Below are 24,117 nucleotides of genomic sequence, written 5' to 3' on the forward strand. Positions count from 1 at the left end.
GCAGATCATCGCTTTCCGCTCCCCTTCGAGGTGTCCCGTGAGCCAGCCCGCTTCCCCCCTTCCCGACCGCGGCCCGAGCGGCCGCCGCACGGCCAAGGGCTCGCTCAGCTCGACCGCCGCCAAGCGCGTCGAACGGCCCGCCCCGCTGCGCCAGGTCGTCTACGAAGCCCTCGCCGAACTGATCATCAACCGCACCCTCGAACCCGGGCAGCACCTGGTCGAGGCGGACCTGGCCGAGTACCTCGGCGTCAGCCGGCAGCCCGTCCGCGAAGCCCTGCAGCGGCTGCAGAGCGAAGGCTGGGTCGACCTCCGGCCCGCCCAGGGCGCGTTCGTGCACCTGCCCACCGACGAGGAGGCCGACCAGCTGCTGAGCGTCCGCGGCGTGCTGGAGGCGCACTCCGCGAAGCTCGCCGCCGGCAACGCGAAGCCGGAGGACATCCGGCGCCTGTGGGAACTGCAGCAGGCGGGGGTCGACGCACTGCACGAAGAGGACACCGAAGGACTGGTCGCGGCCAACGCCGCCCTCCACGCGTTTATCACCGAACTGTCCGGGAACGCGGTGCTCGCGGAACTGATCGGCCTGGTCGACCGCCGGGTCCGCTGGTACTACACGCCGATCGCCCGGCCCCGCGGGCGGGACGCGTGGAACGAGCACGACGAGCTGATCCACGCGATCTCCGACGGCGACGTCGACGCCGCCGAGAGGATCATGGCCAAGCACACCGAACGGACCCGCCAGGCCTACCACGAACGTCCGGAGGCTCCCCGATCCTGATTTCGGCAGGACCGGGGAGCGGGAACCGGATCAGCCGCCGGCTGCGGCCGACGGTCGCGCCACCAGCTCGGTTTCGGCGAGCTGGTGGCGCATCCGGCCCGGCTGGCGCAGGAACAGCGTCAGCACCGCCGAAAGCACCGCGATGCACCCGGCCAGGACGTACGCACCGGTGTAGCCCCACGCGCTGATGACCCCGGCGGCCAGCCCGCCACCGCCGACGCCGCCGACCAGCTTCGCGCTGTAGACCAGGCCGTAGTTCGACGCGTTGTTGTTCTCGCCGAAGTAGTCCGGCACGAGCGCGGCGAACAACGGGTAGAACGCCCCGCCGCCGAACCCGGTCAGGAACGCGAACACCATGAACAGGACCAGGTTGTGCGTGTTGCCGGCGTAGAGCACGCCGAACTGCGCGCCGCCGGCGATCAGCAGCACGATCGTCAGCGTCTGGCGGCGGCCCAGCTTGTCCGACGCCCAGCCGACGACCGCGCGGCCGGTGCCGTTCACGATGGCCAGCACACCCGCCGAGGACGCCGCGACGAACGCGCCGAAGTGGCTCTCCTTGGCGAAGGGCACCTGGAAGTTGATGCCGAACAGCGAGACACCGCCGATGATCACCAGGCACACCCACATCAGCGGGAGCATGCCGGTCCGGATCGCCTCCATCGGCGTGAACTGCCGGACCGCGGGCGGGTTCTTGGCCAGGCTCTTGACCCCGGCCTTGCCCTTCGCCCACGAGATCGGGTCGACCTCCTTCGGCCACCAGCTCTTCGGCGGGTCCTTGAACAGGAACCCGCAGACGCCGACGACGACCAGCATGTACAGGCCGATGCCGTCCAGCACGCCGGTGACGTTCTCGTGTCCGAGGAACGCGCTGAAGAGGTAGATGAACGGCACCGAGCCGTAGGCGAAGCCGCCGTTGACGAACCCGGTCCGCGCGCCACGCTTCTCCGGATACCACTTGCCGACCATGTTGATGCAGGTCGCGTACACGAGCCCGGCGCCGGTGCCGCCGAAGACCGAGTACCCGATGAACGCCAGCGTCAGGTTTCCGCTGTGCGCGATGGTGAAGTAGCCGATGCCGCTCAACACGGCACCGAGCAGCATCGCCGTCTTCGCCGAGACGACGTTGCGTTCTCTGAGCCGTCCGGCCGGGAACGCCACCCCGGCCTGGAACACCGCCCAGATGCTGGCCAGCCAGAAGGCGTCCGACAACGTCCAGCCGTACTTCTCCTCCAGCGTGCCTTCGACGGCGCCCCAGCCGTACTCGAACACGCTGACCGCCATCATGGCGACCCAGGGCAGCCAGACCATCCAGCTGCGCGAGCGCCCCATGATGTCGTGCGGGGACTCGCCTACCCGGTAAACTCTTCCGTTCTCGTCAACTATCTCCTGGTACGTGGCTGCGGTCATGAGAGTTCTCCTTCGTCACCGTTGACTCAGGTTCGAAAGCAGGCCAGCGGCCCGCGCCCAGCGGTACTTCGCGCCGAGCACCGCCACGGGCTTCTCGGTCGTGTACGGGTACGCGACGACGCCGCGCTCGTACAAGTAGTCGCTCGCCTCCTCGACTTCGACGTCACCGGACAGGGACGCGACAACAGGCTTGTGGATGCCCTTCGCGCGGTATTCCTCGACCACTTCGGAGACGAGTTCCGCGAACACCATCGGCGGGGTGACGATGGTGTGCCAGTAGCCCAGGATCAGGGCGTGGATGCGGTCGTCTTCGAGACCCAGCGCGATCGTGTTGCGGTAGGTCGACGGCGGTTCGCCGCCGGTGATGTCGACCGGGTTGCCCGCGGCGCCGAACGGCGGGATGAACTTCCGGAACGCCGTGTCGAGGTCCGGCGGGATCTCCATCAGGCTCAGCCCGTTGTCGACGCAGGCGTCCGAGAGCAGCACGCCGGAGCCGCCGGCGCCGGTGATGATGACGACGTTCTCGCCCTTCGGCGCGGGCAGCAGCGGAATGCCGCGGGCGTACTCGAGCATGTCGTTCAGCCCGGGCGCCCGGATCACGCCGCTCTGCCGGAGGATGTCGTCGTACACCTTGTCGTCGCCGGCCAGCGCGCCGGTGTGCGAGCTGGCCGCCCTGGCGCCCTGCGACGTCCGCCCGGCCTTGAGCACCACGACCGGCTTGCGCTTCGAGACCCGCTTCGCCGTCTCCGCGAACGACCGGCCGTCCTTGAGGTCTTCGAGGTGCATGGCGACGAGTTCGGTGTTGTCGTCCTGCTCGAAGAAGGTGAGCAGGTCGTCCTCGTCGATGTCGGCCTTGTTGCCGACGCCGACGATCGAGGAGACACCCATCTTCGCCGAACGGCTGAAGCCCAGGATCGCCATCCCGATGCCGCCGCTCTGCGACGAGAGCGCCACGCCGCCCTTGACGTCATACGGTGTACAGAATGTCGCCGACAGGTTTTCCGGCGTGTAGTAGTAGCCGTAGATGTTGGGCCCCAGGACGCGCACGCCGTGCTTGCGCGCGATCGCGACGACCTCGTCCTGCAGCTCGATGTTGCCGGTTTCGCCGAACCCGGACGGAATGAGGATCGCCCCCGCCACGCCCTTCTCGCCCGCTTCTTCGAGGGCCGCGGGGACGAACTTCGCCGGGATGGCGAAGACCGCGACGTCGACGTCGCCGGGCACGTCGGTGATGCTCGCGTAGGCCTTGCGGTCGAGGATCTCGGCGGCCTTGGGGTTGATCGGGTGGATCTCCCCCGCGTACCCGCCGTTGACCAGGTTCTTCATCACCGAGTTGCCGATCTTCCCGGCCTCGGCCGACGCGCCGATGACGGCGACCGACGCCGGTTTCATGATCCGGTTCATCGAGGCGAGGATCTCCTCCTGGGTGAACCTGTGCGGCTCCTTCGCGGCGTCCGGGTCGACGAGGATGCGGACGTCCACCGCGGTGGCCCCGGCCGCGGTGGCGAGCACCGGGTTGAGGTCGACTTCGGACAGCTGGGGGAAGTCGGCCACCAGCTGCCCGAGGCTGGTGATCACCGCGGCGAGGGCGTCGCGGTCGACAGGATCCGAGCCGCGGACGCCCCGGAGGATCTCGGCCGCTTGGATACCGTCGACCATCGACAGCGCCTCTTCGGTGGTCGTGGGCGCGAGGCGGAAGGTGACGTCCTTGAGCACCTCGACCAGGACACCGCCGAGGCCGAACGCGACGATCTTGCCGAACGTCGGGTCGGTGACCGAGCCGATGATCACCTCCTGGCCTTCGCTGAGCATCCGCTGGACCTGGACGCCGAGGATCTCCGCATCGGCGTCGTACGCCCGGGCATTGTCCACGATCCGCGCGAATCCAGCGGATACTGCATCCACGTCATCCAGCCCCACGAGCACGCCGCCGGCCTCGGTCTTGTGCAGGATGTCCGGAGAGACGATCTTGAGCACGACCGGCAGCCCGATGGCTTCGGCGTGGGCCACGGCCTCCTCGGCCGTGGTGGCCAGCCGCTCGGCCGGGGTCGGGATACCGTATGCCTCGCAGACCGCCCGCCCCTCGGGTGCGGTCAGCGAGGACCGGCCTTCGGCCGCCGCCCGGTCCAGGATCTTTTCGACCGCCGCGCGATCCGCCACGTCAGATCACCCCCGCCGCGCGGAACTTCTCGAGCTCCGCCTGGCCGTAGCCGAGTTCGGCGAGCACCTCGTCGTTGTGCTCGCCGAGCAGCGGTGACCGCTCGATCTCGACCGGCGAGTCGGACAGCTTGAGCGGGCAGCCGACGGTCTTGAAGGTGCCGCGCTCGGGGTGCGGGACCTCGACGACCGAGCCCAGTTCGGCGAGCGTCTCGTCCTCGATGAGCTCCTTCGTGGACAGGATCGGGCCGCACGGGATGTTGTGAGCGTTGAGCTTCTCCATCACTTCCCACTTGGTGTGCTTCTCGGTCCACTCCTCGACGAGCGCGAACGCCTTGTCCAGTTTGGACAGCCGGACCTCGGGGGTGGCCCACGCCGGGTCGTCGGCCAGCTCCGGCTTGCCGATCAGCCGGGTCAGCGGCGCCCAGCCGGGTGGCTGGATGATCACGTAGATGTAGTCGTTCGGGCCGCCGGGCGCGCACTTGACCGCCCAGCCGGGCTGGCCACCACCGGAGGCGTTGCCCGAGCGCGGTACCTCGTCGCCGAAGTGGTCGTTCGGGTACTCGCCGAGCGGGCCGTGCGCCAGCCGCTGCTGGTCGCGCAGCTTGACGCGGCACAGGTTGAGCACGGCGTCCTGCATGGCGACCTGGACGCGCTGGCCGCGGCCGGTGGAGGTCCGCTGGTACAGCGCGGCGAGAATGGCGGCCACCAGGTGGATGCCGGTGCCCGAGTCGCCGATCTGCGCGCCGGTCGCGGTCGGCGGGCCGTCCTCGAAGCCGGTGGTGCTCATCGCGCCGCCCATCGCCTGCGCGATGACTTCGTAGGCCTTGAAGTCGGCGTAGCGGCCGGGGCCGAAGCCCTTGATCGAGGCGTAGACCAGCCGCGGGTTCAGCGCGGCCAGCTTCTTCCATGGGTAGCCGAAGCGGTCGACCACGCCCGGGCCGAAGTTCTCCACGAGGACGTCCACACCGGACACGAGCTTCTCGAAGACCTCCTTGCCCTCGTCGCTCTTCATGTTGAGCGTGATGCTGCGCTTGTTGGCGTTCAGCATCGTGAAGTAGAGGCTGTCCACGCCGGGCAGGTCGCGCAGCTGCCCGCGGGTGATGTCGCCGCGGCCGGGCGTTTCCAGCTTGATCACGTCCGCGCCGAGCCAGGCGAGCAGCTGCGTCGACGACGGACCGGACTGCACGTGTGTCATGTCGAGGACGCGGACGCCCTCCAGTGCCTTACCCATGCCTTGGCCTCCGCTCACTTGTACATGGTCTGGTTCATGGTTCCGGGGGCGTACACGTCGGGATCGACCCAGACGTTGATCAGCGACGGCTTGCCGGACTCCCGCGCCCGCCGCAGCGCCGGGCCGATGTCCCCCGGGTCGCGGACCTCCTCGCCGTAACCGCCGAGCATCCGGGCGAACTCGTCGTAGCGGACGTCGCCGAGGGTGTTGCCGACGCGCTCGCGCGGCAGGCCGTACTTCGCGGCCTGGCCGTAGCGGATCTGGTTCATCGACGAGTTGTTGCCGACGATCCCGACGAACGGGAGGTCGAACCGCACCAGCGTCTCGAAGTCCCAGCCGGTGAGGCTGAACGCGCCGTCGCCGAAGAGCGCGACGACCTCCTTGTCCGGGCGCGCGTGCTTGGCGGCCATGACGAACGGGATGCCGACGCCGAGTGTCCCGAGTGGACCGGGGTCCATCCAGTGGCCAGGCGACTTGGGCTGCACGACCTGGCCGGAGAAGGTGACGATGTCGCCGCCGTCGCCGATGTAGATCGAGTCCTCGGTGAGGAACTCGTTGATCTCGTGGACCAGCCGGTACGGGTGGATCGGGCTCGCGTCGGAGTGCTGCAGCGGCAGCCGCTTCCGCTTCGCGTTCTCCTCCACGGCCTGCAGTTCTTCGAGCCAGGCTTTGCGGCCGGCGGAACCGTTGTCGGCACGGCCGGAGGCGGCCTGCGCGACGGCGGCGAGGACCTGGCCGGCGTCGCCGACGATGCCGAGGTCGACGTCGCGGTTCTTGCCGACCGTGCGGTAGTCGAGGTCGATCTGGACGACGGTGGCGTCCTTCGACAACCGCTTGCCGTAGCCCATCCGGAAGTCGAACGGCGTGCCGACGATGACGATGACGTCGGCGTTGTCGAAGGCGTAGCGGCGCGAGAGCTGGAAGTGGTGCGGGTCGCCCGGCGGCAGCGTGCCGCGGCCGGCGCCGTTCATGTACGCCGGGATGTTGAGCGTGCGCACCAGGTCTACGGCCGGTTCGGTGGCCCGCGTGGTCCAGACCTGGCTGCCGAGCAGGATGGCCGGCTTCTTCGCGTGGACGAGCAGGTCGGCGAGCTTCTCGATGTCGGCCGGGTCGCCGGCGTTCTTCGTCGACGCGCGGTAGCGGCCGGCTTCGGGAATCCTCGCGCTTTCGAGCGGTACCCGCGCGTCGAGGACGTCCCGCGGGATCTCCAGGAACGACGGCCCCGGCGCGCCGGCGTAGGCCTCGCGGAACGCCATGGAGACGAGGTCCGCGACGCGGGCGGTGTGCGGCACGGTGGCGGCGAACTTGGTGATCGGCGCCATCATGTCCACGTGCGGGAGGTCCTGCAGGGACCCCATCTTGTGCTGCGTCAGCGCGCCTTGGCCGCCGATCAGCAGCATCGGGCTTTCCGCGCGCAGCGCGTTGGCGACCCCGGTGACGGCGTCGGTGGTGCCCGGGCCCGCGGTGACCACCGCGCAGCCCGGCTTGCCGGTGATCCGCGCGTAGCCGTCGGCCGCGTGCGCCGCGACCTGCTCGTGCCGGACGTCGATGACCTCGATGCCTTCGTCGACGCAGCCGTCGTAGATGTCGATGATGTGGCCGCCGCACAGGGTGAAGATCGTGTCGACCCCTTCGGCCTTCAGCGCCTTGGCCACCAGGTGGCCGCCGGATATTCCGGCCGGCGCGGGCGCGGCGCCGTTCGTCGCCGCGGCACCCTCCCCCGCGGTGGTGCCGGTCGTTGTCAGCGCCATGGCTCAGCTCCTCTGGTCCGCCGCCGGATCTCTCTTGTCCGGCGCTCCGTGTCCCGGTCCGCTCGTGCCGCCGTCCCACGTCCTCCGAGGTCAGCGGCCTCTTCGCGGCAGACTGTAGATTGCATACCGTATGGGGTAGGCATATAGTCACTCTTCTAGCAGCCCGTGTCCAGGCCCATCGGCAGGGTTTTTTCCTCCCCTGGTGGACCGGTCGCCCCACGCCCGGACACGGCGGATCTCCTCGCCCTGTCCCGCCGCGGAAAGGACGCTCCCGCATGGATCTCTTCGAACACGAAGCCCGTGATCTCTTCGAGAAACACGGCGTACCCGTCCCCCGCGGCCGGGTCGCCGCCGGTCCGGCCGGGGCCCGGGCCGCGGCCGCCGCGCTCGGCACCCCCGTGGTGGTCAAGGCCCAGGTGAAGACCGGCGGCCGCGGCAAGGCGGGCGGCGTCCGCGTGGTGCCGACCGCCGACGACGCCGAGCAGGCCGCCGACGACATTCTCGGGATGGACATCAAGGCCACACCGTCCACCGCGTCCTGGTGACCGAAGCGAGTGAAATCACCGAGGAGTACTACGTCTCCTTCCTGCTCGACCGCGCCGCGCGCACGTTCCTCGCCATGGCGTCGGTCGAAGGCGGGATGGACATCGAAAAGGTGGCGGCCTCCCGGCCGGACGCCGTCGTCCGGATTCCGGTGAATCCCCTGGAAGGCGTCGATGCCGCTTCGGTGGCGGCGGCGTTCCCGGCTGACGTCCGGGCGGAGGCCGCGGAGGTCGTCGAAAAGCTGTGGGAGGTGTTCGTCGCCGAAGACTGCACGCTGGTCGAGGTCAATCCCCTCGCGTGCACGCCGGCCGGGATCGTCGCGCTGGACGGCAAGATCACCTTGGACGACAACGCGTCCTTCCGCCGTTCCGCCTCCTTCGACGAGGCGTCCGGCAGTGACGCACTGGAGCGTGAGGCCCGCTCGAAAGGTCTCAACTACGTCAAGCTCGACGGCGACATCGGCGTGATCGGCAACGGCGCCGGGCTGGTCATGTCCACTTTGGACGTCGTGGCGGCGGCCGCGGCCGAAGCGGGCGCACGGGGGCCGGCGAACTTCCTCGACATCGGCGGCGGGGCGTCGGCGCAGGTGATGGTCGACGGGCTGACCGTGATCCTCGGCGACCCGCAGGTGCGCAGCGTGTTCGTCAACGTCTTCGGCGGCATCACCGCCTGCGACGCGGTGGCGTCGGGCATCGTGCGGTCGCTGGAGATCCTGGGTTCGCGCGCGGCCAAGCCGCTGGTGGTCCGGCTCGACGGGAACAACGTCACCGAGGGCAGGCGGATCCTCGCCGAAGCCGCCCACCCCCTGGTCACCGTGGTGGCCACCATGGACGACGCCGCCCGCGAGGCGGCGAAGCGCGCGATCGCGGAGGTCTGAGCCGTGGCCATCTTCCTGGACGAGAACAGCCGGGTCGTCGTCTCCGGCATCACCGGTTCCGAGGGCACGAAGCACACGCGGCGGATGCTGGCCGCCGGGACGAACGTCGTCGGCGGGGTGAACCCGCGCAAGGCCGGCCGGCAGCTGGACATCGGTGGTGCTTCGCTGCCGGTGTTCGGCAGCGTCGCGGACTCCATGGCGGCGACGGGCGCCGACGTCTGCGTGCTGTTCGTGCCGCCACCGTTCGTCGAGGACGCCGTCGTCGAGGCCGTCGACGCCGGGATCGGCCTCGTGGTGGTGATCACCGAAGGCGTTCCGGTGCACGACACCGCGCGGCTGTGGGCCCACGCCGTCGCCGCGGGCGGGCGGACCCGCATCATCGGGCCGAACTGCCCGGGCATCATCTCCCCCGGCAGGTCGAACGCCGGGATCATCCCCGCCGACATCACCGGGCCGGGCCGGATCGGCCTCGTGTCGAAGTCCGGGACCCTGACCTACCAGCTCATGCACGAGCTGCGCGACATCGGGTTCTCGACCTGCGTCGGCATCGGCGGCGACCCGATCGTCGGGACGACGCACATCGACGCGGTGGAGGCGTTCGAAAAGGACCCCGAGACCGAGCTGATCGTGCTGATCGGCGAGATCGGCGGCGACGCCGAGGAGCGGGCCGCGGAGTTCGTGCGCGCGAACGTCTCGAAGCCGGTCGTCGGGTACGTGGCGGGGTTCACCGCCCCGGAAGGCAAGACGATGGGCCACGCGGGCGCGATCGTCTCGGGGTCGGCGGGAACGGCCGCGGCGAAGAAGGAGGCGTTGGAGGCCGCGGGAATCCGGGTGGGACGCACCCCGAGCGAAACCGCGGCGCTCGCGCGCGAGGTCCTCGGCTGATGCCAGTCTTGTGCTGCGGCAGGGGCAAGGTGCCGTGATGGAGCTGCGCCAGCTGGCGGTGGTGGTGGCGGTCGCCGAGGAGGGTGGCTTCACCGCGGCCGCCCAGCGGTTGCGGACGGTGCAGTCGACGGTATCCACGGTGGTCCGGGCGCTGGAGCGCGACCTGGGCACGCCGCTGTTCCACCGCACGACGCACCGAGTGGTCCTGACCCCCGCCGGCGAGGCCTTCGTGCCCGCCGCGCGGGCGGCCCTCGAAGCGGCGGAGCGAGCCCGCGCGGCGGTCTCGCCGGTGGCCGGCCGTGTCCGGCTCGGCGTGTCCCCCGGTCTGCTGACCGACCTCCACCACGTCCTCGCGAAGCTCCAGCAGGCTCATCCGGGTCTGGCCGTCGAGGTCCGGCAGCTGCCGGACCTCGAGGCTCGGCGCGCGATCTCCGAGTCCACTATGGACTTGGCGCTGACACTCACGCCCGGCTGCCCCGGGGAGCCGATCGCCGAAAGTGTCGCAGAGGACGACACGGCGGTCAGGAGATCCGCTCCCCCGACCGAGCTGGTCACCAGCCTGCTTCCGAGCGAAGACCTGGTCCTCGCGACCGCGCCGGGCGGGTCCCGCCCGGCGCCCGCCGACCTCACCGAACTGTCCCTTGTGGACTTCCCGCCCGGCTGGGCGATCCGAGAGGCCGTCGACCGGGCTTTTCCCGGCCGCCGGGTTCGCCTCGAAGTCGACGACCTCGCCGTCGCGGCCGGGCTCGTGCGCGCCGGGCTCGCCGCCTGTGTGCTGCCCGCCTCGGCCGCCGCCCGGTTCGGCGACCTCACCGTCCGGCGGTTCGGCCGGCCGCCATCGTGGCAGCTCGCCGCCGTCCACCGGGCCGGGCGCTCGGCCGCCGTGGCCGCGGTGCTCGCTCAGCTCGGCTGAAGACCCAGCCGGTCCGGTCGCGTGTAGACGTTCATCGACGTGCCGCGCAGGAACCCCACCAGGGTCAGGCCCAGCTCTGCGGCCAGGTCCACCGCCAGCGACGACGGCGCCGAAACCGCGGCCAGCAACGGGATCCCCGCCATCGCCGCCTTCTGCACCAGCTCGAACGAAGCCCGGCCGCTGACCATCAGCGCCGTCCCCGCCAGGGGCAGCTTGCCGTCCCGGGCCGCCCAGCCGACGACCTTGTCCACCGCGTTGTGCCGCCCGACGTCCTCGCGCAGGCACAGCAGCTTGCCGTCGGCGTCGAAGAGGCCCGCCGCGTGGAGGCCGCCGGTGCGGTCGAAGACCCGCTGCGCCGCCCGGAGCTCGTCCGGCAGCCCGGCCAGCGTCGCCGGGCCGGTCGTGAACGGGTCGCCGCCGACCGGCCAGGTCACCGTGGTGCGCACGGCGTCCAGGCTCGCCTTGCCGCACAGTCCGCACGAGGACGTCGTGTAGAAGTTCCGCTCCACCGACGCGACCGGTGGGGCGACGCCCGGGGCCAGCACGACGTCCAGGACGTTGTACGTATTTCCGCCGTCCGCGGTGGCCCCGGCGCAGTAGCGGATCGAGTGGATGTCGGTGGCCGCCCGGACCACGCCCTCGCCGACGAGGAAGCCGGCGGCGAGGTCGAAGTCGTCCCCCGGGGTCCGCATCGTGACCGAGAGCGGCTTGCCCGCGACCCGGATTTCGAGGGGTTCCTCGACCGTGAGCGTGTCCGGCCGTGTCGTGTGGCCGCCGTCGTGGACGCGCAGCACCCGGCGCCTGCTGGTCATCCGCCCCACGTCAGGCCGCCGGCAGCAGTGACTTGGGCCGGCCCGGCTGGGTCAGCCGCCCGGACAGCACCGCGCCGGCGAGGCTCAGCACCCCGGCCGCGGTGAACGCGCCCACGAACCCGTGCGAAGTGACCACGACCGCGGCCAGCCCGATCCCGACCACCGCGCCGACGGCCTTGGCGGAATACAGGATCCCGAAGTTCTGGGCCGCCGACTCCTCGCCGAAGTACTCGCGGACCAGCCCGACGAGCAGCGTGTAGCAGCAGCCGTTCCCCAGCCCGGCCAGTGCGGCCCCCAGCAGCAGGCCGACGGCGTGCCGGTGCTCGCCGGAGTAGAACAGCACGAACTGCGCGACACCACCCGCGAGCAGCGCGAAGCGCAGGATCCGGTGCCGGCCGAGCCGGTCGGCGAGCCGTCCGATCAGGATGCGTCCGCTGCCGGTGGCCGCGGCGAGCGAGGCGAGCGCGGCCGCGGCGAGCCCGGGCCCGCTGCGGGCGGTGACGAACGTCGCCAGGTAGGCCAGGTCGAACAGCAGCACGGCGGCCGCGAGGACGACCACGAGGTAGAGCGAAAGCGTCGTGCCGCACCGGAACAGCTCCGCCGGCCGGTAGTGCCGGACCGCCGGGCGGCGGTTGTGCGCCCGGTCCAGTGCCCAGGTGCGCGGCTCGGGCGTGGGCGGCCACCAATGCCGCGGCGGGTACCGCAGCACGGCGCCGCAGCCGGCGATCACCGTGAGCACGACGGCGGCGGTGACGTCCAGCAGCACCGGCCGCGCGGCCGGCAGAGCGGCGGCGAGCACGACGAAAGGCACGCTGCCGTAGGCGAAAGCGCCGCTGACGACGCCGGCCCGGGATCCCGTGCGGTCCGGGAACCAGGCGAGCACAGCGCCGACGCACGTGGCGTAGACCAGGCCGGTGCCGAGCCCGCCGAGCACCGAGTAGCCGAGGAAGACGGTGAGCAGGCTGCTCGCGTGGCCGAGCGTCACGAGCCCGGCGGCGCACAGCACCGCGCCGGCCGCCATCGCCGCCGGCGCGGGGAACCGGCCGCGTTCGCGGAGCCAGGCGGCCGGGAACGCCGCTCCCGCCTGGCAGATCGCCCACACCGCGAGCGACAGCACGATCCCGCCGAACGTCCAGCCGTGCGCGCGGCTCAGCGCGGGCACGATGGCGCCGAACCCGTACTGCTGCACCCCGGCGGCGAGCATGGCCGCCGTGGCGAGCCAGGCGATCCGGCTCCTCGGCCGGCCGAGCAGGTCGCGATCGGACTCCCCGACGCGGTAGCGCCGTCCGTACACATCCCGGAGCTCGCGAACCTCGGCCATGGCGACCGCCTCCTCGACCAACTGAAGATTGTATGCAGTATCCAGTAGGCTGAGTGTGCGCCTGTTCGCCGGGGAAGTCCACAGGAATGTCCGATGAGCCGCCCGGACGGAGGTCGATCGACGGGCGGAAAGGGAGGCGGCCCGGTGGCCATCGAGGGAGGAGGCGGCCACCGGACCGGTGCTCCCGCGCGGTACCGGCCGCGAGGAGCATTGACAGTCTGGCGACCCGAGCCCGCGCCGACAAGCTTTGACCGCGCGATTCGCGCTCACCCGAACCGACACCGCCGGCCGGAACAGGGAGGAACGCCAACGTACCAACACGAGACGGGCGCGGCGGGGCGGAACCAGTCCGGGCGGCGAGCACTCAACGCGACAACCCGGCTACTTTCGAACGCAACAACAGAGGCGAACCGAGAGCCGCCGGACGCAGCAGGCGGCGTCAGCGGCGATGCAACCCGCGCCTCGCTGACGAAGCCGCACCCAGCGGCACGGCTTCGTCAGCGCGCTCCGGCACCACAGCGCGGCTTGGTCAGCACGCGGGCACGGCTCAAGACTTCTTGCGAGAGGCCCGCCTGCGCGCCGGCTTGGCTTCGGCGGGCTCGGCCTGCGCGGCCTGGTCGGCTTCGAAGCCGGCGATGATCTCGCTGGACAGCCGGCCCCGCTCGGCGACCTCGTAGCCGTTGGCCTGGGCCCATTCCCGGATCTGCCGGTTGCGCTCGCGGTCGGTGCCCGAGCCGGACGGCCCCGCCAGCGTCTGGCCGGTCGCGAGGCGGACCTTGCGGCCGCCGATGCGGCGCGCGGCCCCGACGTAGCGGGCGAGCTCGTCTCGCAGCGCGGAAGCGTTGTCCTCGGACAGGTCGATTTCGTAGGTCACGCCGTCGAGACTGAAGGGGACGGTCTGCGAAGCCTCGCTCCCGTCGAGATCGTCCACCATCTGGACTTGCACCCGTTGCGCCATGGTTCTTCGTTCCTCATCTTCTCCAGAACACGGTCGGACAGACCCTAACCTGTCGAATCTCGTCCGGCACGCGCGACACCCGTGAAGCGTCCACAATGGCCGCCCGGGCGAGTGGGTCGCCCGGGTCCAGGGTGACCGCAACGGAGCCGAAATGCTCGCCGTCTTGTCGAATATTTGTATTTGTGATATGCTCGGAATCAAATCGGTACCGTGACGGGATGACGACCGACGATTTTCCCGCCAATACTCCCCGCGCCAGCCGCACCGCCTTCACCGCGGCCGCCGCACGGGCGGCACATTTGCTCGTCGACGCCGAGCCGTTCATCTTCTCCGACACCCTCGCCGCGGCACTTCTCGGCGACCAGGCCGAGGAACTCCTGGCCTACCACCGGCTCCACGATACCCATCCGGTCCTCGCCGGCGCCCGCGCCGAGGCGGTGTGCCGCAGCCGCTTCGCCGAGGAACGGCTTACCCGCGTCAATTCTGGTATAGACCAGTATCTGATTTTGGGCGCCGGGCTCGATTCCTTCGCCTATCGGACCCCGCCGGGCCGATTCCGGGTGTTCGAGGTCGACCATCCGGCGACCCAGACGGTGAAACGGGAACTGCTCGACGGCGCCGGGGTCGCCGTTCCGGCTTCGGTCACCTTCGTCCCGGTCGACTTCGAAACCGACCCGCTCCGGGAATGTGCCGTCCAGAGTGGACTCGACCCGTTTCGCCCCGTGTTCGTGAGCTGGCTCGGTGTCACCATGTACCTGACGCGCGAGGCGGTTGCCGGCACATTGGCTCAGCTCGGCGGTTTCGCGCCGGGATCGGAAATCGTCGCCGACCACCTGCTGCCCGCACAGCTGCGCGACGCGGCCGGAAACGGCTACGCCGAGGCGGTCGGGCCGGTGGCCGCCGGGCAGGGCGAGCCGTGGCGCACCTTCCTCTCGCCCGCGGACCTGGCCGGCCTCCTGCGTGCGGCCGGGTTCGAGGTCGTCGGCCAAGCCGGGCAACGGGACAGCGTCGCCCCGCGGCTGTGGCGCCGCACCGACGCGCTGCGGCCCGCCGCCCTTTCCGCGCTGACCCACGCGCGCATTCCCCACCGCTCCGGCGGCGGGAGCTGAACGCTCGTCCGCTCAGTCGGGCAGCATCGGCATTTCGAGGTCGTCCGGGCGGCCGAGCAGGACCGCCCGGGTGACCGCGGCCTTCCCGAACCGGTCCCGCACCGCGTCCAGCGCGGTGTCGAGCTCGCTCGCCCGCTGCTGCTCGAACGGCAGGGCGAGCTGGAACGGGTTTTCGTCGGCCAGGTTGGACAGCGCGGCGCCCAGCAGGGTGATCCCGCGGTCGGCGATCAGCGGCAGCGCCGCGACGAGCAGCTCCCGGGCCGCGGCGAGCAGCACGCCGGTGCCCGCCGTCGGCTCGTTCAGCGTGTGCGAGCGGGTGACGCGGGAGAAGTCGGCGAAGCGCAGGCGGATCGTCACCGTCCGGCAGACGCGGCGGGCCGCGCGCAACCGGCGCGCGATCCGGTCGATCAGCGCCACCAGCACCACGTCGAGCTCGGCCGGCGTCCGCCTGCCGCGCCCGAGGGCCCGCTGGGCGCCGATCGAGCGCCGCCGCCTGCCGATCTCGACGCGGCGCGGGTCCTCGTTGTGCGCCAGGTGGTGCAGGTGCGTCCCGGCGCCCCGGCCGAGCAGCCCGACCAGGTCCACCTGCTCCGACGCGGCGAGCTGGCCCACCGTCGCGATGCCCCGGGCGCGCAGCTTCTCCGCGGTGACCTTGCCGACGCCCCACAGCGCCGAAACCGGCAGCGGGTGCAGGAACTCCAGCTCGGCGTCGTGCGGCACGACGAGCAGGCCGTCCGGCTTGGCCACGCGGCTGGCGACCTTGGCGAGGAACTTCGTCCTCGCCACCCCGACGGTGATCGGCAGCCCGGTTCGCTCGGCGACCGCGGCACGCAGCCGTTCGGCGATGTGGCTCGGCCGCCCGCCGATCCTGGCCAGCCCGCCGACGTCGAGGAACGCTTCGTCGATCGAGAGACCTTCCACCCACGGCGTGGTGTCGTGGAAGACCTCGAACACCGCCCGGCTGGCGGCCAGGTAGGCCGACATCCGCGGTCGCACGACGACGGCGTGCGGGCAGAGCTTCCTGGCCTGCGCGCCCCCCATCGCGGTGCGCACGCCGTAGGCCTTGGCCTCGTAGCTCGCCGCCAGCACCACCCCGCCGCCGACGATCACCGGCCGTCCCTTCAGCGCCGGATCGTCGCGCTGCTCGACCGACGCGTAGAACGAATCGAGGTCGGCGTGCAGGATGGGCCCCTCGTCCTCCATAGAACATATGTTCGCATACCCGGGGGCCGAAGTCCGCTCGTCCGCCCGCCGCGGGTGACCCGCCGCCGACCGAAATTGCGCGTTTTCCCGGTTGTCGGCGCTCTGTGGCCGCGCTCACACTCGAAGAGAGCGAACGACCCGACCACTGGGGGCGACATGACCGAGAAGTGCCGATGCGGCGACCACCACGCGTGGGCCGCACCGAATCCGCAGGACCGGCCCACCGCGGCGCGGCAGCCGCTGCTGGCCTCGACGCTGGCGCGGGAAGACCGCGTGGAGGACACCGGCGGCCTCGACCCGACCGACCGCGTCACCTGCCGCACGCACCGCCGCTGGCTGCACGAATGCGTGGCGTCCCCGGTGCACACGAACCCGGCCATCGGGTACCGCTGGTGCCGCCGCTGCGACCACCAGGCACTGGTCGCGGTGGACGAGCTGACCGGCGACGTGGCCATCCACTGCGGGCTCTGCGGCCGCACCCCGCGCAGCCGCGCGAACCAGGACCTCGTCGAGCTGTGCCGGCGCAGCCTCGCCCTGGCCCGCGCGGGCCGGTTCCCGGAGACCGCCGTCGCTTGACTGCCATGATGCGGAGGTGCCCGATCCCGGAACCACCGCGCTGCTGATCCTGCTGCCCGCCGCCGAACCCGCACTGGCCGCCGCCCGGCGCGTCGACCCCGCCCTGGTCCGCCCCGGCCTGGCCGCGCACGTGACGGCGCTGTACCCGTTCCTGCCGGACGGTGAGCTGACCGACGACGTCGCCACCGCGATCCGCGAGCTGGCGGCGGCCGTCCCGCCGGTCGAGGTGCGGCTCGGCGAGTTCCTGACCAGGCCCGGCTTCGCGGCCATCCCGGCTCCCGCGCTCCAGCCCGTCACCGACGCGGTGTGCGCGCGCTGGCCGGAAGTGCCGCCGTACGGTGGCCGGTTCGGTCTGCGGCCACCAGCGCACGTGACCGTCGCCATGGGCGGTGACGAAGAGACCCTCGAGCGGGTGGCTCACGAGGTCCGGCCCCTGCTTCCGCTGACCGACCGGGCGGAGGCGCTGCGGCTGGTGGCCCTCACCGAGGACGGCTGGGTGTCCCGGCTCGAGGCGCCGTTCGGCGGCTGACCGGAAAGGCGGGTGGTCACCGCGGCGAGCCCGGTGTCCAGTCCGCCGTCGTGGTGTCCAGCTTTCGGTACGCGCCGGCGATCGCCCGCAGCCGGGCCACGTCCGCGGCGAACGGTTCGCCCCCGGCGGTGGGCGGCTCGGCTTCCCCCCGCTCGTCCGGAAGGTCGCGCACCAGTCTCGCCGCGGCCGCCGGAGGCAGGTCCGGGGTCACGCCGGCCAGGATCAGGCCGTCGTTCGTCTCGCTCATCGCCGTCAAGAGGCGCTCGCGGCGGGACCGGCCGCCCGGGTCGATGCGGGCGATCTCCGGGAACCGCCGCGTCAGGTGCGTTCGCAGGGGACGCAGCACGCGCAGTGTCCGGGCGTCGCGGCGGGCCGCCAGCAGGCCCGGGACCGCCGGGATCGTCAGCCCCACCACGATCAGGAGCACCGAGACCGCCGGGAAGCCGACGTCGAGGGTGCACGGCAGCGTCGAGAACGGCCCCCGGCACAACGCCTTCGCCGGGTGGTCGTCCTGGAGGGCGCGGATCGTCGCGACGACCTTCCCGGCGAGATAGGCCACCGCGAACGCCGAGGCCAGCAGCAACAGCGCCAGCCCCGCGCGCAGCGCGCCGCCGCTCGCCCGGATCGTCACCGCCGCCACCACGCCGATGTCGAGGACCGCGAACCCGAGGTAGACGGTGTAGGTGAAGACGTAGACGACCAGCGTCGGGTGGGTGCGGTACAGCTCGTCGAACACGCCGATGCCGCGGGGCAGGTCCGGGGTGCTGAAGAACATCACCGCCAGCAGGGTCAACGCCGTCGCCAGCGCCACCAGCCGGGTGCGCCGGCCGCGGTCGCGGGTGCCGCTGATCTCCGCGACGGTCAGGCCGATGCCGTAGGCCGCGACCATCGTCGCCAGGTTCGACAACAGCCGCCCGAGGCTCGGGTAGACCTCGCTCTCGACGAGCTGGGCACGGTTGGCGAGGAAGCAGAACGCCGCGCCCAGCGCGATGAGCGAGACGGCCAGGCCCGCGCCCGCGCCGGTGCGCCGCGCGCGGACGGCCCGCCAGATGCCGGCGAACAGCGCGAACAGCCCGACTCCGACGAAAAGTATGTCGATCACGGGACACGACTATCCCAGCAACGCCGCCAGCCGCCGGGCCTGGTCGGCCGCCCGGCCGGACGCGCCCGGCTGAACGGCGGGCGGCTCGCTCGTCGCCGCGCTCATCAGCAGGACGGCGATCAGCTCGGCCTCGTACTCGTCGGCACCGGACGTGACGCGGGTGAGCAGGTGCGACAACGCCCGCGGCGCCAGGTCCGGGGCGAGCTCGGCGGCTTCCGACTCCGACAGCAGGCAGGCGCCTGTGTGCGCACACAGCAAGTGGGCCAGCTCGTGGGCGATGATGTGGTCCTGGTGCAGCGCCGATGTGTGCCCGGTGTAGGCGATCAGGTCGTAGTCCGGGCGGGCCTGCCAGGCCCCGGACGGCTGACCGGGCCGGTGGGCGACCGGCACGAGGTCGATCTCGCGCCCGCGCCAGGCTTCGAGGCGGTCGACCCAGGCGTTCATCGACCACGGCCGCGGCAGCGGGACGGCGGCCAGCACCGTCCGCACGCGTTCCCGGGCCCGTTCGCGGAGCTCCGCCAGGCCGCGCTCGTCGATGGGTCCTCCCCGCTCCCCGGGCGCCAGCCGGGTGCACCGGGGCGCGATCACGGACGGGGTCATCGTAGCCGAGGCGGCCGGATCACTCCGGCTTCCGGCGCCTGCCCTCCCGGTGCCGGGTGTCGTCGTAGCTGCTGAGCTGGTCCAGCAGCGCCGTCACCGTTTCGCGGTCGCGGGGCGAGAGCCGCATGGCCCGCTGCGCCAGGTTGCGCGCCTCGCTGTCGCGCCACGCCACGACGTCCTCGACCTGCCGGTCGACCTGCCCGGCGACCTGCTCGTCGAAGAAGTAGGTCACCGGCACGCCGAAGAACTGGGCGAGGGCCTGGATGTGCGAGCGCTTGGGGTCCTTGCGCGCCCCGACGGCGAGCTGCTGCACGTGGGTCGCCGACATCGTCACGCCGGTCTGCTCGGCGACGCCGTGCGCGATCTCCCGGTAGGAGTACGGCTTGCGGTCCGGCGGGTGCACGGTCGCGATCAAGTGCGCCAGCCGTTCGGCGAAACTGCGCTCTTCGCTCACCGCACCCCTACTTTCGTCTATGAAAAGTGACACCCGACAGCGTAGCTGTTCCGAAAACTTGACACAGGATGTGCCGGAAAGACTACGATACTCGCGTTCGGTGTTTCGGAAACATGACACAGAACCCGGGGTGGCGCAGCGGCCGCGGGGTGACTCACGTGGCCGCTGGGGGTGGCCACGCGCCCACCCCCAGCCCGCCGCGCCATCCCGTCTCAGCACGCTTCCTCCGGTCCGGACCGCGCGGGCCGGGAACCGCGACGCGAACCTCCGCCCGGCTGACCCGCCAGCAGCCGGCGCAGCGCCGCGGGTGTTTCGCCGGCGTGCTCGCGCACCGTGCGCGTCAGGTGTGCCTGGTCGGCGAACCCGAGGTCCGCCGCCAGATCCGCCAGCCGCCGCTCCCCCGCTTCCAGGCGGTCGAGCGCCCGGCCGACGCGGAGCCGGTTGCGGTAGCGCGTCAGCGAAACCCCCAGCTCGCGCGGGAAGGCGCGGCTCAGCCGGTACGGCGAGACACCCAGCAGATCCGCCAGCGGAAACAGCCCGGCGGCCGCCGGGACGTCCGCCGCCAGCGCTTCGCGCGCGAGCGCCACCAAGGCGCGCTCGTCGGCGCGGCTCCCCCGATGCGGCGATGCGGGCGTAGGGGCCGTGGCCGCCTGGGTGACCGCCCGGCCCACCAGCACCAGCAGTTCCTCCGCCAGCCCGTAGCCCGGGTCGGCGGCCGAAGCCACCACGCGGCGGTGGGCGAGGTCGAGCGCGCCGTCGACGTACACCGTGGTGCGCGCGAGCCGGTCGCCCGCGAGCTGCCGCCAACGCGAAGCGCCGAAGGTCACCGACGTGCAGACGTCACCGCCCGCCGGGTGCGCGAACCGCTCTTCGTCCCCCGGCTCCGCGAGGTACGCCACCGTCGGGTCCGCGTCCGCCACGACGCCGCGGGCACGACGGCGGAACCGGCCCCGCCGCACGAGCACTATCCGGTGGCCCGCCGCCACCTCGGGCGGCGACCAGCCGGCGTGGTCCTCCGCGCACTTCACCACGCTGACGGCGTAACCGGGCCGCGCGGCGACTTCGACTGTTTCGAGCACGAGCCGGACGGTACGCCGGGAGTCCGACAGTTTCCGGCGCCGCAAGGATCTTCAAGACCGCGGCTCCCGCGCCGGGCAGGCTGCCGGGCGAAGGAAAGGAGTCGGGAAATGCCCGCGGAACTCACCACGCTCGTCCTCGACTGCGCCGACCCGGCGGCACTCGCCGCGTTCTACGCCAAGGCACTCGGCTGGGAGGTGACCTACTCGGACGACGACACCGTGCAGCTCGGCGGCGGCCCGGTGGGCCTCGGCTTCCAGCGTGTCGACGGCTACCGCGGCCCGGCGTGGCCGGACGACGCCAAGCACGCCCACCTCGACCTCCGGGTCGGCAACCTGGAAGAAGCCGTCGCCCGGTTCCGGTCGCTCGGCGCGACGAAGCCGGACTTCCAGCCCGGGGGCGGCGACTGGGTCGTACTGGCCGACCCCGAAGGCCACCTGTTCTGCCTCATCCCGGGCTGAGCGGCTTCACGGCAAGAGGTCGGCTCGCGTACCTGGACAGTCGGTTCGCGTACCGGAACAGTCGGCTCGCGAGCCGACCCTCCAGGTACGCGAGCCGACCGTCTGGGTACGCGAGCCGACCGTCGGCGGGTCAGTAGGTGACCGTGACCGGCTCCCGGCCCGGGTGGGCGGCGGACGTCACCGTCAGCGTCTGCGTCGCGGCGTCCCACTTCCAGCTGTTCGACGGCGCCCAGCCTTCGCCCACGCGCACCCGCGAAGGCGCCGAGGTCACGCCGAGGAACTTCACCGTCCACTCCCGCGAAGCGACCTGGCCCCGGAACCCGCCGCACGAAGGCGCCACCGTCACCGTGTGCGTCCCGTGGCGCTCGGAGTACGTGACCCGGGTGGTCGAGCTGCGGGCCGAAGAGGTGCCGTCGTCTTCGTACAGCGTGAAGGAACCGGACGCGCCCGGTGCGACCGTCACCGTCAGGCGGTTCAGCGGGTTCTGGACGTCGTTCGCCACGTCCGCCGTCCGGGTCACCGCGACGCCGCCCGCGCGCAGGAACACCGGCATGGTCCCGAGGTCCGTCGTGACCTGCTGCGTCGTCCCGCCCGCGTAGGTCTTGCCGGTGAAGTAGTCCGTCCACTGCCCCGGCGGGAACCAGACCTGCGTCGACGCGGACGTCCCCGGGGCCGTCACCGGCGCCACGAGCATGTCCGGCCCGTAGAAGTACTCGCTGCCGGCCGCGGCGTAGGCGGCGGGCTCGTCCGGGTACTCGAGGTACGTCGGCCGCACCACCGGGACGCCGGTCGTCGCGGCCTCCTGGGCCAGCGTGTAGGTGTAGGGCACCAGGTTCTCGCGCAGGTTCAGGAACTTCGTCGCCGACGCCTTCGCCGCGTCGCCGTACTGCCAGGGCAGCCGGTCGCTGTGGTTGCTGTGCAGCCGGTCGATCGGTTGGAACGTGCCGAGCTGCACCCACCGCGCGTACATGTCGTCGGGCAGCTTGGCCGTCTGGTGCTGCTGGCCGCCGGAGGTGTAGGTCTCGCTGCCGCGCAGGCCGGTCGTGTCGTTGTGGCCGCCGATGTCGTGGCTGATCGCCGACATCCCCGTGGCGGCCGACTCCGCCGGCGTGATGCCGACCTCCATCCGCAGCGTTCCCCACGTCGACGACGTGTCGCCGGTGAAGTGGAGCGTGCTGCGCTTGTCCGCCCACGGCCCGGTCGCCAGGCCCGTGGGACCGCCGTAGCCGCCCGCCTGCAACGAGCCGTACGCCCGCGAGATGACGAACCCACGGCCGGTCGCCGGCGCGGCGAGGTCCGCGTACTGCTGGTTGATCCAGGCGTCCGGGGTCACGCCGGGCAGGCTCGAGCGCGAGGCGTCGCAGCACCAGTCGAGCCACCAGAAGTCGTTGCCCTGCTTCATCATTCCGGCGTGCAGGTCCAGGTAGGCCTTGAGCTGGTCCGGGTCGCCCCAGTCGAAGACGTAGCAGTCGGTCCCGCAGTTCGACTTGGCCAGCTTGCCCTTCGCCGTCGCCTGGGCGCGGGCGAACTGCGGGTCCGATCCCATGATGCTCGGGTGGATGTTGAGGTTGTTGTGCAGTCCCTGCGACTTCGACCAGGCGAAGAACCCGGCCGGGTCGGGGAACTTCGCGGTGTCGAACTGCCAGCCGTTCCACGTGTCCGGCGCCTTGAAGTCGGTGTCGGTGACCAGGACGTCCAGCGGGACGCCTTCGCCGCGGAACCGCGGCAGGATGGTGTCGCGGTAGTCGGCCGCGGTGCGGTCGATGTACTCGGAGTACCAGACGCCGTAGGCCCAGCGCGGCAGCAGCTGCGGCGGACCGGTCAGGGTCGCCAGGTCACGCAGCCCGGCCTTGTAGTCGTGGCCGAAGGCGAAGACATAGCCGTCCTGGTAAGGGTTTCCGCCGTGCGACGGCCGCTGCGTCACCGCGCGGGTCCGCGTGTCGTAGAGCGCGGACGGGCTGTCGTCGAGCAGGTACCAGCCGTCTTGGTGCAGGAGCCCTTCGGTGGTCGACGGCGCGCCGTTGTCGCCGTTGACGCCGTCGAGGCCGCGCCGGTAGCCGCCGAGCGCGAGGTGCGGCGGCGGTGCCGTGCCGCCGGCCGCGGTGACCGCGACCGTGTCGATGTTGACGTGGCAGCTGGTGTCGTCGGGACAGCCGAGGACGACGTCGTTCGTGCCCGCCTTCAGGTCGACCGGGACGGACGCGCTCTTCCAGGCGTCCCAGTTGTCGGTGATCGGCAGGGACAGCGTGCGCGTCACGCCGTTCGCGGTGACCGGCGCGGTCCTGGTCTCGTGACGGCCGTCGCCGCCGGTGCCGTTGGCGTAGCGGACGTGCAGCAGGTACGTGCCGCCGGCCGGGACGTCCGCCACGCGGTGGGTCAGCGTCGAGCCGCGGTTGAGCTCGGCGACGAAACCGCGTCCGGCGTATCCGGAGTGGTCGGTCGCGACGATGGCGGAACCCGACCGCAGCCCGGCTTCGGCTTCGCAGCTCACTCCGGCCGGGCAGCCGGTGAACGCGCGGGCCGACGCCGGCGGGAAGGACGCCCCGGAGGCCAAAAGCGCCAGGCCGTCGAGGTTGACGTTGCCGGAGTCGCCCGCCGTCCGTTCGAGGCGGACGCTGTGGTGACCGGCCGCCAAGGTGACCTGGACCGAGGCGAGGGCCCAGGCGTTCCAGTCGGCCGTCACCGGCAGGGTGAGCTTCTGCGCCGCTCCCCCGTCGACCGAAACGCTCAGCGTGCGCGTGACGTGCTGGCCGTCGCCGCCCTGGCCGTTGGCGTAGCGCGCGGTCAGCGAGTACGTCCCCGCGGCCGGCGCGAGGACGTCCGCCGTCACGGAGTTCCCGGCGCTTTCGAACCCGGCGAGGAACCCTTCGCCGGTGTAACCGGAGTGGTCGGTGGCGACGCCGAGCCCGTCGGCCGCGAGGTCTTCGGCCTCGCAGCGCGCGCCGGCCGGGCAGGTCAGGTGGTGCCAGGGCGCCGCGAGCACCGGGGTCGCGCCGGCGGTCGTGCGGATCTCGAGGTTGCCGCCGTCGAACGGGCCGGAGTCCAGCCGGTAGGTCAGGGTCGTCGCGCTCGTCTTGATCGTGAGGACACCGCCGGAAATGGTGCTGGTGTACGACGTCGGCGTGAAGTCGCCGCGGCCGACGGCGTTGAAGGTGGCGGCGTCGGTGAACCGGCCGTCGCCGGCGTACTCGGTGCGGATCAGGGTCGGGGACAGCACCTGGAAGCGGGCGTTCCCGGCGGTGACGGTCTGGCGCGCGGGGCCGGCCACGGCGGGCGTCGCAACGGTCACGGCCGCGACGGCGGTCCCGGCGACGGCGAGCGCGCACGCCCGCCGGATGGTTCTCGCTGTTCTGCTCCGCACGGCGGAACTCCG

Annotated in this window: 20 protein-coding genes and 1 pseudogene; 8 read left to right on the forward strand and 13 right to left on the reverse strand. The window is 71.8% G+C overall.

Annotated elements, in window-relative coordinates:
- Positions 1–37 precede the first annotated feature (37 nt).
- Positions 38–775, forward strand: coding sequence for a GntR family transcriptional regulator (locus tag CF165_RS10185; RefSeq protein ID WP_093947221.1), 738 nt, complete (start codon positions 38–40; stop codon positions 773–775).
- Between the two features lie 30 nt (positions 776–805).
- Here the strand turns inward: CF165_RS10185 and CF165_RS10190 are convergent, their stop codons facing one another.
- Genes CF165_RS10190 through CF165_RS10205 form a run of 4 tightly spaced genes read right to left on the reverse strand, consistent with a single transcriptional unit; the run spans position 806 to position 7,324 of the window.
- Positions 806–2,182 (reverse strand): OFA family MFS transporter, encoded by a 1,377-nt coding sequence (locus CF165_RS10190; RefSeq protein ID WP_093947222.1) that lies wholly within the window; start codon positions 2,180–2,182, stop codon positions 806–808.
- 15 nt (positions 2,183–2,197) lie between these two features.
- Positions 2,198–4,342 carry an acetate--CoA ligase family protein gene (locus tag CF165_RS10195; RefSeq protein WP_093947223.1) on the reverse strand — a complete coding sequence of 715 codons (2,145 nt, stop codon included), beginning with the start codon at positions 4,340–4,342 and terminating at the stop codon, positions 2,198–2,200.
- A 1-nt stretch (position 4,343) separates the two neighbouring features.
- Complete coding sequence (frc, locus tag CF165_RS10200) at positions 4,344–5,573, reverse strand: formyl-CoA transferase (protein ID WP_093947224.1); 1,230 nt, start codon at positions 5,571–5,573, stop codon at positions 4,344–4,346.
- A 14-nt stretch (positions 5,574–5,587) separates the two neighbouring features.
- Positions 5,588–7,324 carry a thiamine pyrophosphate-binding protein gene (locus tag CF165_RS10205; protein WP_205660811.1) on the reverse strand — a complete coding sequence of 579 codons (1,737 nt, stop codon included), beginning with the start codon at positions 7,322–7,324 and terminating at the stop codon, positions 5,588–5,590.
- A 275-nt stretch (positions 7,325–7,599) separates the two neighbouring features.
- On the opposite strand from CF165_RS10205, the pseudogene sucC reads away from it, so the two are divergent.
- From sucC to CF165_RS10220, 3 genes and pseudogenes are all read left to right on the forward strand, one after another.
- A pseudogene (gene sucC, locus CF165_RS10210) lies at positions 7,600–8,744 on the forward strand (ADP-forming succinate--CoA ligase subunit beta).
- 3 nt (positions 8,745–8,747) lie between these two features.
- Entirely contained in the window at positions 8,748–9,629 is an 882-nt protein-coding gene (gene sucD / locus CF165_RS10215) for a succinate--CoA ligase subunit alpha (protein ID WP_093947225.1), read from the forward strand.
- A gap of 37 nt (positions 9,630–9,666) precedes the next feature.
- Positions 9,667–10,542, forward strand: a complete 876-nt coding sequence (locus CF165_RS10220) for a LysR family transcriptional regulator (RefSeq protein WP_205660812.1) — start codon at positions 9,667–9,669, stop codon at positions 10,540–10,542.
- Here the strand turns inward: CF165_RS10220 and fdhD are convergent.
- The 3 genes from fdhD to CF165_RS10235 all read right to left on the reverse strand — a co-directional run bounded on the left by fdhD (position 10,530) and on the right by CF165_RS10235 (position 13,633).
- Complete coding sequence (gene fdhD / locus CF165_RS10225) at positions 10,530–11,363, reverse strand: formate dehydrogenase accessory sulfurtransferase FdhD (protein ID WP_205660813.1); 834 nt, start codon at positions 11,361–11,363, stop codon at positions 10,530–10,532. The genes CF165_RS10220 and fdhD overlap by 13 nt on opposite strands.
- A 1-nt stretch (position 11,364) precedes the next feature.
- Complete coding sequence (locus tag CF165_RS10230) at positions 11,365–12,696, reverse strand: OFA family MFS transporter (RefSeq protein ID WP_240521522.1); 1,332 nt, start codon at positions 12,694–12,696, stop codon at positions 11,365–11,367.
- A gap of 526 nt (positions 12,697–13,222) precedes the next feature.
- Positions 13,223–13,633, reverse strand: a complete 411-nt coding sequence (locus tag CF165_RS10235; RefSeq protein WP_093947228.1) for a histone-like nucleoid-structuring protein Lsr2 — start codon at positions 13,631–13,633, stop codon at positions 13,223–13,225.
- Positions 13,634–13,851: 218 nt separating this feature from the next.
- Here CF165_RS10235 and CF165_RS10240 point away from each other — a divergent pair, with 218 nt between their 5' ends.
- A complete protein-coding gene (locus CF165_RS10240) occupies positions 13,852–14,742 on the forward strand; it encodes a class I SAM-dependent methyltransferase (protein ID WP_093947229.1) in 891 nt (296 codons plus the stop codon).
- 12 nt (positions 14,743–14,754) lie between these two features.
- Here the strand turns inward: CF165_RS10240 and dinB are convergent, their stop codons facing one another.
- On the reverse strand, positions 14,755–15,945 hold the full coding sequence (gene dinB / locus CF165_RS10245) for a DNA polymerase IV (protein ID WP_093947230.1): 1,191 nt from the start codon (positions 15,943–15,945) through the stop codon (positions 14,755–14,757).
- 156 nt (positions 15,946–16,101) lie between these two features.
- Here dinB and CF165_RS10250 point away from each other — a divergent pair, with 156 nt between their 5' ends.
- Both CF165_RS10250 and CF165_RS10255 read left to right on the forward strand, forming a co-directional pair.
- Positions 16,102–16,521, forward strand: a complete 420-nt coding sequence (locus CF165_RS10250; protein ID WP_093947231.1) for a hypothetical protein — start codon at positions 16,102–16,104, stop codon at positions 16,519–16,521.
- A 16-nt stretch (positions 16,522–16,537) separates the two neighbouring features.
- Positions 16,538–17,050: a 2'-5' RNA ligase family protein gene (locus tag CF165_RS10255; RefSeq protein ID WP_240521523.1), complete on the forward strand. Its 513-nt coding sequence runs from the start codon at positions 16,538–16,540 to the stop codon at positions 17,048–17,050.
- Positions 17,051–17,066: 16 nt separating this feature from the next.
- On the opposite strand, the gene CF165_RS10260 is transcribed toward CF165_RS10255, so the two are convergent.
- The 4 genes from CF165_RS10260 to CF165_RS10275 form a co-directional block, all read right to left on the reverse strand.
- Positions 17,067–18,152 (reverse strand): hypothetical protein, encoded by a 1,086-nt coding sequence (locus CF165_RS10260; RefSeq protein WP_093947232.1) that lies wholly within the window; start codon positions 18,150–18,152, stop codon positions 17,067–17,069.
- A 9-nt stretch (positions 18,153–18,161) separates the two neighbouring features.
- Positions 18,162–18,740: a hypothetical protein gene (locus CF165_RS10265; RefSeq protein WP_240521524.1), complete on the reverse strand. Its 579-nt coding sequence runs from the start codon at positions 18,738–18,740 to the stop codon at positions 18,162–18,164.
- Between the two features lie 31 nt (positions 18,741–18,771).
- Positions 18,772–19,206 (reverse strand): transcriptional regulator, encoded by a 435-nt coding sequence (locus CF165_RS10270; protein WP_093947234.1) that lies wholly within the window; start codon positions 19,204–19,206, stop codon positions 18,772–18,774.
- 212 nt (positions 19,207–19,418) lie between these two features.
- On the reverse strand, positions 19,419–20,285 hold the full coding sequence (locus tag CF165_RS10275; protein WP_439098496.1) for a helix-turn-helix domain-containing protein: 867 nt from the start codon (positions 20,283–20,285) through the stop codon (positions 19,419–19,421).
- A gap of 108 nt (positions 20,286–20,393) precedes the next feature.
- Between CF165_RS10275 and CF165_RS10280 the strand changes: the two genes are divergently transcribed.
- A complete protein-coding gene (locus CF165_RS10280) occupies positions 20,394–20,744 on the forward strand; it encodes a VOC family protein (protein ID WP_093947235.1) in 351 nt (116 codons plus the stop codon).
- A gap of 130 nt (positions 20,745–20,874) precedes the next feature.
- Here CF165_RS10280 and CF165_RS10285 read toward each other — a convergent pair whose 3' ends face one another.
- The gene (locus CF165_RS10285) at positions 20,875–24,105 is read right to left on the reverse strand and encodes a TIM-barrel domain-containing protein (RefSeq protein WP_093947236.1); all 3,231 of its coding nucleotides are present in this window, start codon (positions 24,103–24,105) and stop codon (positions 20,875–20,877) included.
- Between the last annotated feature and the right edge of the window lie 12 nt (positions 24,106–24,117).

The organism is Amycolatopsis vastitatis (assembly GCF_002234595.1).
Classification (GTDB): domain Bacteria; phylum Actinomycetota; class Actinomycetes; order Mycobacteriales; family Pseudonocardiaceae; genus Amycolatopsis; species Amycolatopsis vastitatis.